The sequence below is a fragment of the Desulforhopalus sp. genome, from assembly GCA_030247675.1.
Classification (GTDB): Bacteria; Desulfobacterota; Desulfobulbia; order Desulfobulbales; family Desulfocapsaceae; genus Desulforhopalus_A.
This window is the reverse complement of sequence record JAOTRX010000002.1, coordinates 220,741-230,032: the sequence shown is the minus strand read 5'-3', so window position 1 is coordinate 230,032 and position 9,292 is coordinate 220,741. Positions and strand designations below refer to the sequence as shown.

Here is a 9,292-nt window from a genome sequence, read left to right as displayed (position 1 = left end):
TGGCATTTAATTCGCTTTAATCAGAACCGCAAATTTCCCGATTTGGTCCAACTTTTCTTAAAGATTTTGCATATCCGACTTGGGAATTCATCTTTTTTTTGTCTTCCAGATCGACAAATCTCGGCATGCTCGTTCCATCCCTGATAAGGAGATTTGTCTTACGTTCGGGGAATTTCTCGGGCAGATTTTCTTCATCCCACCTGTCGTTCTTGAAGACATATTTTAAATAGTTCTCACATCCATCTCGCACAAAAACACTTCCATAAAGAACCGGGTGGCCATTTTCAATGTCGAGTATGAGTGATATTTCCGGCCGATTAGAAGGGGTCATCTTTGTCGATCTCCATTCAATTTTCTTGCCCGATCCGTCTGGGTTGGTGAACTGAATACGATGCTCCTTTGGTTTTGAACCACTCGAATTTATAGATATTTCATCCCCTCCTCCTTCACGAATCGTCTCCCTGTGGATAACAATTATCCGGCCGTCACTTAGCTGCACCTCTTCTTTCCATTTCTCCGAGCCACCGAAAAACAGCCACCAGAGAAAACCCACGGCTAGAACACCTAGGATAATCTTTTTCTTACTCATGCAACTGACCTCCATGTTTAAACACCGATCTTCGCAATACATTCAGCGGCAAAATCACATAAGAATTAAGAAGGATGTAACTTTCAAAAAATCGGCAAAAGGCTTTAAGCTTGTATGTCATGTTGTTCACTGAGCAGAATAACTAACAGGAATTGGTTTGCTACACAACTGGCAACTACCTATAATTTCGCAACAAAACATCTCTAGATCACTCCACTATCGGAATAGTACCTGTATTATGAAGGTCTCCAGCCAATTCTGCAGAAACTCTTTTTACGAAAATATTTGATGGTGGCTGGTTGTCCCCTACTTGTGAAATTTACTTAAGATACAAGGGAGTTCTCACATCCTTCTTACAATTGGCTGGTGAATGAACTTATTCTGAAAATAATTGGCGGGTTTTCGCTTCTGCTGCTCCCCGAAAGAATACTTACTGCACGTCGTGGTCAGTCGATGCTGAGGGAAAGGAGCTACTGCCGACAAAGGCGTCCAGCACATTGACTTTTTTTGGGTCTCCGCGGCCAGTACCTGATCCTTGCCAGTCCAGGCATAGACGATCTTCTCGGTTAGCGCCACGCGCTCCACCCAGTCGGTACAGGTAACATAGTCCTGCACCAATTTTTTCAGCTGGCCGCTTTCATCGCGAACCATCGCCTGATGCAGGGTATGGGTCTTACCATAGCCGACCACATTGAGCAGGATGGCAATATCCGCATACACCGGCAGCATATCCGTTTCGGTGCAGGTACGGTCGAAGACGAACTTACATCGGTCATGGTGCGGGTTTCATCCGCCTCGGTCACTCATGGTTGAAATGCATGGGAGGCGGGGCATTCATAACATGTGGGCATTATCCAACTTAACCAAACACCCATATATCATGCCTGGCCCTAATGCCTCCCCCAAGTGTTATTCCGAACAAAAATGCTACACAGCCGGTTTTATGCGAAACATATGGATACGGCATTGCAAGGGACCGTATTTCACTGGTATCCCTGGCGGTTTATCACCAGGGATACCGACCGATTAGAATAGGAAGCGCATTCGCCTCCCATCTCAGCAAGCACCCCATGTTTTTTTATGTTATCGATATCCGGCAGGGCCGGAGCAGTATCAATAGAGGTTGTTGGCCGAATGGATGATGGCTTTGTTGAGGCTCAAGCCCATATGCTCTGTAAGCTTGTGATAGACGTGGAGGACCAGTTTCTCCTGGAAGAGCATTATGCGCCTTCATTATGACGAGTATTGGGCTCAATAGAGCATTTAGTTATTGGCACAATGAGGGAAAGTCTGCCGATATGTTTACCGGTTGAGAAAACGTGGGCTAGCAATCGTATCAGTAAGGATTCGCAACCCTTTTCCGTTTGTCACCTCAGCATATTTATTAGCAAATTGGTATGCGTTTGATCTGAACGAGGCGTCGCCTAGAAGACTGGCGAGGGCCGGGGCAAAATCACTGTCGATCTTGCCTTGGTCGATAAAAAGCCCCATCTGCTGCCGTTGCACATGAGTGCTTAATAGCCACTGGTCGATATTGCCAGGGATCATGAGCTGGGGTGCTCCGGCCAGCAGTGCCCTGGCAACAAGGCCATGACCGCCATAGCCAAGAACAAGGTCGGCGGTCTGAAGCAGGGCTTTCAACCGTATCGGAGTTACCCCAAGTCGCCAAGCCCCCTCAGCCGCAAACATTGCCGCCAAGGTCGTATCGATGCCGGGAATGCAGGCTATCAACTGGACTTCATTTTCCTGCAAAATCTCAAGAACCTTGGCAAGATACGGTGCTGGCCGCAGATAGGCAAATACACGCCGCCTGCCATCATCAAGCCAATGGCAATCGAGGCCTTCATCCGGCAAAACAAGGGGCCCGATGTACCGCCCGTTTTTCCGCCCGCGGTAATGGTCAAGTTCCGGAACGGTCGCCAGGAGGGTATCTCGCCCTTGTATGGCCTCTTGTACACTCTGGAAAACAGGCTTCTGCAAGCGGGTACAAATCTTTTCAATCTTTTGCTGCAAACCGACTTCGCGGAGTACCAGCTCTTTCCGCGAAATGTTCAACCAAGGGCGAAAGCACGGATAGGGGGCAACAGGAGGAGGTGAGCTAAAGCCGGTGGTCACCTGGAGACTTGGCAAGGCCATCAGGTTTGCTGCAAATCCGGCGACTGGGGCGTATTCGGCAACCAGTATCTCCGCCCGAAAAAGACCAAAAATCCCATGCCAAGCGGAAACCAAGCCAAAAAGGACCTCTTCATCGTCAAAACCAGCTCGGGCGAGAATATCGGCAAAACTTACCGACACTCGGCGACGCATTTTACGCGAAATCGGTCTTGGGGTTGGCACGAAAGGAAAACCCTTGTCACCCAGAATCAGCCCGGCAAGAGTCGGATCTTTAACGGCACAGAGTACCTCGTGACCATGCTCACGAAGATGACACGCAATTGCCAGTAACTGGGCGAGGTGACCCAAATTGCTCCCCAGTTCCCACGCCAACAAAATCCGACTCATGGTCTTTTCACTCCCAGCGAGAACCAGCCAGCGAAAGTAGCTTTTTGCACGCCACCTCAAAGATTACACAATATTCTTCCGCAACCTTTTCCGTCTGGTGGCGAACAAACCAACAAAGCCAGAGCCGAAGAGGAGCATAGTGGCCGCTTCAGGCTCCGGTTGCGAACCATAATTGATGCCCCGACGCAGTGCATCAATATAGGGTATTGGCCGAATCGATGATGGCCTTATCGAGGTTCAAGCCCATGCGCTCTGCGGCCTTGGGATTGACGTGGAAGACCAGTTCCTTCTGGAATTCAACAGGCAGAGCCTCGGGTTTGGCGCCGGCGAGGATCTTTCTGGCCATGGCGCCGGTCTGCTTGCCGTGTTGGTAGTAATCGAGCCCCATAGCGGCGATGGAGCCGCGCTTGACCGAGTCGGTGTCGGCGCTAAAGAGCGGCAACTTGGTGCGCTCGCAGACCTTGATGACCGCCTCAAGCGCTGAAACCACGGTATTGTCGGTGGGTACGAAGAGGGCGTCGACCTTGCCGACGAGACTCTGGGCCGCCTGAAAGACATCGGCCGAATTGGTCACTGGGCCATCAAGGACGGTGATATTCATTTTGGCCGCGGCCTCCTTCAGTCGTTTGACGTTTGACACCGAATTCACCTCACCACTATTGTACAGCACACCGAGATTGGTAAGTTTCGGCAGCACCCGGCGGAGCATTTCCAGGTGTTTTTCCATCGGCATCTGATTGGAAACACCGGTTATATTCGGGCCGGGATGGGCCAGGTCCTTGACGAGGCCTGCTGCCAGGGGATCGGTAATGCCGGTAAAGAGCATCGGTGTCTGGGCCAGTTGCGGCGCCTTCTCGTACGACTTGGCACAGGCCTGGGCGGTCGGGGTGGCGATGGCCACGATCAGATCCGGGGCATCGGCAACGATCTGGGTGGCAATCTGCCCAGCCGTGCCCATATTGCCGTTGGCATTGTAATCTTTGTACTCAGTGGCGACACCGTTCTCCTGCAGGTCGTCCTTGAAACCCTTGTTGATGGCATTGAGGGCCGGATGTTCAACGAACTGACTGATGGAAATCTTTGCCGGACCAGCATTTGCCGTAGCCGTTGTCATCAGAAAGGCCGCGACCAGAAACACCTTGAAAATTCTCTTCATTTTCTACTTCTCCTCTGTTAATTTGCTTGGAATAATCCTTATTATGGTCTTCGTGAAGAGTTCTCCTTCCCTCGTCGGGCTTGCTGGAGAATTCTCGCGTATCGAACCTTCAAACATGCCGGGAAAATTGCGCCCCATCTCTTCTCTTGACCTTTGTAGAGGATTATGGGAATTGCTTCAAGCAAATAGCTCTACCTAAAATCTTGATTGCCTGAGAATTGCATGAGCCATTTCCGATTCAACAGCCCGCAGAAGCGTCGTTGATCCACCAAGACTACAAACGTTTTACCTCTGATTCAAAGGAGATATAATGACTGGAACACCAGTATCACTCTTTATTCAATGCCTGGTCGACAGCATGTTTCCGGAGGTGGGCGAGGCCATGGTTACTGTCTTCGACCGCCTGGCCATCCCTCTCGTCTACCCGAAGGGCCAGACCTGTTGCGGCCAACCCGCCTTTAACAGCGGCTATCGCCTTGAAGCAGCCGCCGCGGCCCGGCACTTTATCGAACTGTTCGAGGATGCCGAAGTCGTCGTCTGCCCATCCGGCTCCTGCGTCCATATGGTTCGTCATCACTATCCGGTGCTTTTTAAGGACGATCCGGTGATGGCCGCACGGGCGACCGCAATAGGCGCAAAAACCTATGAATTTACCCAATATTTAGTCGATGTCCTTGGTGTTACCGATGTCATGGCCGAATACCCCGCAACCGTTACCTACCACGACTCCTGCCATCTCAGCCGCGGCCTCGGTATTGCCCGGCAACCGCGATTGCTCCTCGAAAAGGTACGGGGGCTGGAACTGATCGAGATGGCCGACAGCGATACCTGCTGCGGTTTCGGCGGCACCTTCAGCATCAACTATCCGGAGATCAGCGTCGCCATGGTCGATGAAAAAATTGCCAATATCCTCGCCACTGGAGCCGAGGCGGTGGTCGGCTGCGATATCAGCTGCCTGATGAGTATCCTCGGCCGCATGTCGCGACGCGGCGAAAAGGTTGCAGTTCTGCATATCGCCCAGATACTTGCTGGAAATAAAGGAGGGCTGGTATGAGCAAGACAACACCGATACCCCCATCCGACTACCGCACCGCAGCCGCCGCCGGAATCGCATCGCCGCGCCTGCAAAAGAGCTTACAGGGTATCCAGAATCGTTTCGGCAAGGGGGCCATGGAGTTTTGGGCCAAGATGGATGACCAGGAGCTGCGCCACCGAGTGAAGGAGTCGCGGATGAACACCCTCGCCCATCTGGATATCGTCCTCGCCGAGCTTGCCAAGAACATCCGGGCCCGCGGCGGTCAGGTGTACTTTGCGGCCACTGCCCAGGATGCCATCGATTACACCCTGGCTGTGGCCAAAAAGAACAATGTCAAACGGGTCGTCAAAGGCAAATCAATGACCTCGGCGGAGATCGCCATCGATCCGGCCCTTGAGGAAGCAGGCATCGAGGTCGTCGAAACCGACCTGGGGGAATACATCATTCAGCTGGCAGGCGACAAGCCCTCCCATATCATCGCCCCCTGCATTCATCTTGATCGGGCGCAGATCGGCCAGCTGTTCACCGATAAACTTGGAATCGACTACAGCGACGACCCGCCGACCCTGACCATGGCCGCCCGCAAGGCCTTGCGAGAGAAGATGCTCGGCGCCGAGATGGGCCTTACCGGCTGCAACCTGGCCTGTGCCGAAACCGGCCATATCAGCCTGGTTTCCAATGAGGGCAACATCCGCATGGCGACCACCATGCCGGATGTGCACGTCGCCCTGATGGGCATGGAACGAGTCGTTGCCACCTTCGATGAACACCGGGAGACCCTTCAGCTGCTCACCCGTGGCGCGGCGCTGCAAAAACTTTCCACCTACGTCAGTTTCCAGGGCGGCCCAGCGGCCTTAACCGACCCGGACGGCCCGCGGGAATTCCACCTGGTGATCATCGACAACGGCCGGAGCAAGATCCTCGCCGACCCCGAGTTCCGCGAGGTGCTCGCCTGCATCCGCTGCGGCGCCTGCCTGAATATCTGCCCGGTCTATGGCAAGATCGGTGGCCATGCTTATGATTCTCCGTACTGCGGGCCGATCGGCGCGGTGGTAACGCCGCTCCTCGACGGTATCAATAAGCATGCCGACCTCTGCAAGGGCGAGACCCTCTGCGGCGCCTGCCGCGACGTCTGCCCCGTCGAAAACGACCTGCCGCGGATGCTGGCCGCCCTCCGTCATAAGCTGGCCTACGGCAGCGACCGCTGGAACACCAGCCAGCACAACCCCGCGGAGGCCTACGCCTTCGCTCTTTGGAAGCTGCTGGTCAGTCATCCTGTTCTCTATCGAACATCGCTATGGTTCGGTAAGTTGTTTCAGTGGCCGTTTGTCCGCAAAAACAAGATGATTGGCAGCCTGGCCGGCCTTGCCACCGGCTGGACCAAGGACCGCGACCTGCCGCCCCTAGCCGGGCAAACCTTCGCCCAGCTGTGGAAGAAGAAATATGCAGCCCGCAGGCCGAACGAATCAAGGGCCCAGAGCAAGGAGGCCAGCTGATGGACAGCCAGCAAACATTTCTCACCACCATCCGTAAAAGCCTTGGCTTGCCACCGACGGAGGAGCGGTCAAAAACGACCTTTCCCGGCCTGTTTCGCCAAACGAACAAGGCGGAGATCCTCGCGCGCATTAGGCAGCGGACGCCTCAGGAACTGGATAAGCTCGTTGGGATTCTCCTCAGCAATGCCAAGGATCTCAATATTTCCGCCTCGGTTGTTGCAAGCCGTGACGAGGCGGCGGCCGCGATTGTTCATCTGGTCAAGACCAAGAACCTGGAGTTCACTCCGACCAAGCACGTCGTCCACCACGACCATCCCGATCTCAACGCCCTGCAGCTCTGGAAATGTCTAGAGGGCGAGGGAGTCACCATCCATACCACCTTCGGCCCGGATCGGCAGCTGCGGGAAAAGACCATTGCCTCCTTTATCGGCATCACCGCCCCGGCAATCGGTGTTGCCGAATCGGCCACCATTATCCAACTCACCAAACCGGGCCAACCGCGCTCCACCTCTCTGGTGCCGTCCATCCATATCGCCGTCCTCGACCGGAAAAATCTGGTCGCCGACCTGGCGGAGGCCTACGCACTATTGAAAGAAATGGCCCTCCCCGACAGCTTTGTCTGTATCTCCGGGCCATCGAAGACCGCCGACATCGAGGCGACAATGGTGCATGGCGCCCATGGCCCGCGTGAGCTACATCTGCTTGTTCTGTCTCCCCCAACAAATGAAATTGCTATCGACACAGGCATACCGGGGACAGAAGAACCGGTTGCTTTCCAGGAGGAATACCTGCAATGCAAAAAGTAAATATTGGCGAAAACAATCGGGTTACCATCGTCTGTCCACGCTGTGGGAAAAGTAAGAACATTGATACTACTCCCTACTTAACTGCTCGGAAAACTGCCCAAATCACCTTAAGATTAAAATGCAGCGCCTGCGATTGCGGCCATATAAGCTGTCAAGATTGCCTTGAATACAACTGTACCAATGGCAATGTCTTTGCAATCCAATTGGAGCGACGGAAATTTTACAGAAAAAAAGTTCTCCTTACCGGCACACTGTTCGATATTGAGGATCGAAAACATCCTATCAAAATCCTCGATCTCTCACGGACCGGTTTGCAAATGTCCATTCACGCGGTCAAAAACATCACTCCCGGCCAAAAGCTGAAAGCTTCGTTCATTCTCGATGATGCTAAAGAATCAAAGGTGTACAAAGAATTCATCGTCAAAAAGGCAGCAGACAAAATCATCACCGGCGAATTCATCGATACCCAGAGTTTTGACCATTCCGACAAGATGATCGGCTTCTATCTCATGAAACCGTCGGATGGCTCTACAACTCAAGCCGGTTAGCAATACCAGCACACTCAGGCTGCCACAAAAGTAACAACTCTACGGCAAAGTGATACCCCCATGAATAAAACCCACATCAACAAAGTCACCCTGCTCAGTCTGGTGGTACTGATTTCCGGCCTCTTCCTCACCATGATCCACCAGTTTCTCATGGCGATCTTTATGGCCGGCCTCTTCACGGCGATGGTCAGTCCCCTGCACCACCGGCTCACGGCAAAGTTGCGCGGCCGGGAGACCCTCGCCTCGATACTGACGGTGGTCGGCATCGTTCTGCTCGTCCTCACCCCTCTCGCCATTCTCATTACCTTGGTAGTCGCCCAGGCGATAAGCGTCGGCCAGTCGGTAACCCCTTGGGTGCAAGGTTTTATCAAAGAACCATCAACCCTCTCGGCACTTCTCGCCAAAGTTCCCTACTACGAGCAGATTCTCCCCTACCGGGACGTCATTATCGAGAAGGCCGGAGAGCTTGTCGGCACCGTCTCCACCTTCCTCATCGACTCGCTCTCAGCTTTTACCAAGGTGACCATTGACGCCATTTTTTCTACGATCATCATGCTCTATGTGATGTTCTATTTTCTCTCCATGGGCGACCTGCTCCTCCAAAAAATCCTCTATTTTCTGCCCCTTGACGACAACAGCGAACAGAAGCTGCTGCACCGCTTTACCTCGGTTACCAGGGCGACGATTAAAGGCACCCTGATCATCGGGGTTATGCAGGGGGCAATCTGCGGCATCGCCTTTGCGCTGGCCGGAATCCATGGCCCGGTCTTCTGGGGCACGGTGATGGCGGTCATGTCGATCATTCCGGCCTTCGGCACGGCAATCATCTGGCTACCGGCCCTGGTTATTCTTGGCCTTACCGGACACTACGGCGGGGTGGTTATCCTTGCCGTCCTCTGCGGCGCGGTGGCCGGAAACCTCGACAATGTCCTGCGGCCGCGCCTTGTCGGTAAAGACACGGAAATGCATGATCTTTTTGTCCTGTTTGGCACCCTTGGCGGGATCACTATGTTTGGCCTTTTGGGGATAATGCTCGGACCGATCGTCGCTGCTCTGTTCATCACTATCTGGGAAATTTACGGCGAGGCCTTTAAGAACTACCTGCCGCATGTCGAAATTATCTTGAAAAACCCACAAGATAACGGACAGAGCTAACTCT

The 9,292-nt window shown here is 53.5% G+C and carries 9 protein-coding genes; 5 read left to right on the top strand and 4 right to left on the bottom strand.

Annotated elements, in window-relative coordinates; all coding sequences use genetic code 11:
* Positions 1-16: 16 nt before the first annotated feature.
* The 4 genes from OEL83_01075 to OEL83_01060 form a co-directional block, all read right to left on the bottom strand.
* Positions 17-589 (bottom strand): hypothetical protein, encoded by a 573-nt coding sequence (locus OEL83_01075; protein ID MDK9705615.1) that lies wholly within the window; start codon positions 587-589, stop codon positions 17-19.
* 342 nt (positions 590-931) lie between these two features.
* Positions 932-1,318 carry a hypothetical protein gene (locus tag OEL83_01070; GenBank protein ID MDK9705614.1) on the bottom strand — a complete coding sequence of 129 codons (387 nt, stop codon included), beginning with the start codon at positions 1,316-1,318 and terminating at the stop codon, positions 932-934.
* 573 nt (positions 1,319-1,891) lie between these two features.
* On the bottom strand, positions 1,892-3,091 hold the full coding sequence (locus tag OEL83_01065; GenBank protein MDK9705613.1) for a hypothetical protein: 1,200 nt from the start codon (positions 3,089-3,091) through the stop codon (positions 1,892-1,894).
* Positions 3,092-3,284: 193 nt separating this feature from the next.
* Positions 3,285-4,247 carry an ABC transporter substrate-binding protein gene (locus OEL83_01060; protein ID MDK9705612.1) on the bottom strand — a complete coding sequence of 321 codons (963 nt, stop codon included), beginning with the start codon at positions 4,245-4,247 and terminating at the stop codon, positions 3,285-3,287.
* A 310-nt stretch (positions 4,248-4,557) separates the two neighbouring features.
* Here OEL83_01060 and OEL83_01055 point away from each other — a divergent pair, with 310 nt between their 5' ends.
* Genes OEL83_01055 through OEL83_01035 form a run of 5 tightly spaced genes read left to right on the top strand, consistent with a single transcriptional unit; the run spans position 4,558 to position 9,288 of the window.
* Positions 4,558-5,301 carry a (Fe-S)-binding protein gene (locus OEL83_01055; protein MDK9705611.1) on the top strand — a complete coding sequence of 248 codons (744 nt, stop codon included), beginning with the start codon at positions 4,558-4,560 and terminating at the stop codon, positions 5,299-5,301.
* Complete coding sequence (locus OEL83_01050) at positions 5,298-6,779, top strand: LutB/LldF family L-lactate oxidation iron-sulfur protein (GenBank protein MDK9705610.1); 1,482 nt, start codon at positions 5,298-5,300, stop codon at positions 6,777-6,779. The genes OEL83_01055 and OEL83_01050 overlap by 4 nt, the downstream gene beginning before the upstream one ends.
* Positions 6,779-7,585 carry an LUD domain-containing protein gene (locus OEL83_01045; protein ID MDK9705609.1) on the top strand — a complete coding sequence of 269 codons (807 nt, stop codon included), beginning with the start codon at positions 6,779-6,781 and terminating at the stop codon, positions 7,583-7,585. Before OEL83_01050 ends, OEL83_01045 begins: the two co-directional genes overlap by 1 nt.
* Complete coding sequence (locus OEL83_01040; protein MDK9705608.1) at positions 7,573-8,133, top strand: PilZ domain-containing protein; 561 nt, start codon at positions 7,573-7,575, stop codon at positions 8,131-8,133. Before OEL83_01045 ends, OEL83_01040 begins: the two co-directional genes overlap by 13 nt.
* Positions 8,134-8,193: 60 nt before the next feature.
* Complete coding sequence (locus OEL83_01035) at positions 8,194-9,288, top strand: AI-2E family transporter (GenBank protein MDK9705607.1); 1,095 nt, start codon at positions 8,194-8,196, stop codon at positions 9,286-9,288.
* Positions 9,289-9,292: the final 4 nt, after the last annotated feature.

Coding starts and splice junctions, on each gene's coding strand:
- OEL83_01075 (MDK9705615.1), bottom strand. CDS start 589: ATGAGTAAGAAAAAGATTATCCTAGGTGTTCTAGCCGTGGGTTTTCTC.
- OEL83_01070 (MDK9705614.1), bottom strand. CDS start 1,318: ATGCTGCCGGTGTATGCGGATATTGCCATCCTGCTCAATGTGGTCGGC.
- OEL83_01065 (MDK9705613.1), bottom strand. CDS start 3,091: ATGAGTCGGATTTTGTTGGCGTGGGAACTGGGGAGCAATTTGGGTCAC.
- OEL83_01060 (MDK9705612.1), bottom strand. CDS start 4,247: ATGAAGAGAATTTTCAAGGTGTTTCTGGTCGCGGCCTTTCTGATGACA.
- OEL83_01055 (MDK9705611.1), top strand. CDS start 4,558: ATGACTGGAACACCAGTATCACTCTTTATTCAATGCCTGGTCGACAGC.
- OEL83_01050 (MDK9705610.1), top strand. CDS start 5,298: ATGAGCAAGACAACACCGATACCCCCATCCGACTACCGCACCGCAGCC.
- OEL83_01045 (MDK9705609.1), top strand. CDS start 6,779: ATGGACAGCCAGCAAACATTTCTCACCACCATCCGTAAAAGCCTTGGC.
- OEL83_01040 (MDK9705608.1), top strand. CDS start 7,573: ATGCAAAAAGTAAATATTGGCGAAAACAATCGGGTTACCATCGTCTGT.
- OEL83_01035 (MDK9705607.1), top strand. CDS start 8,194: ATGAATAAAACCCACATCAACAAAGTCACCCTGCTCAGTCTGGTGGTA.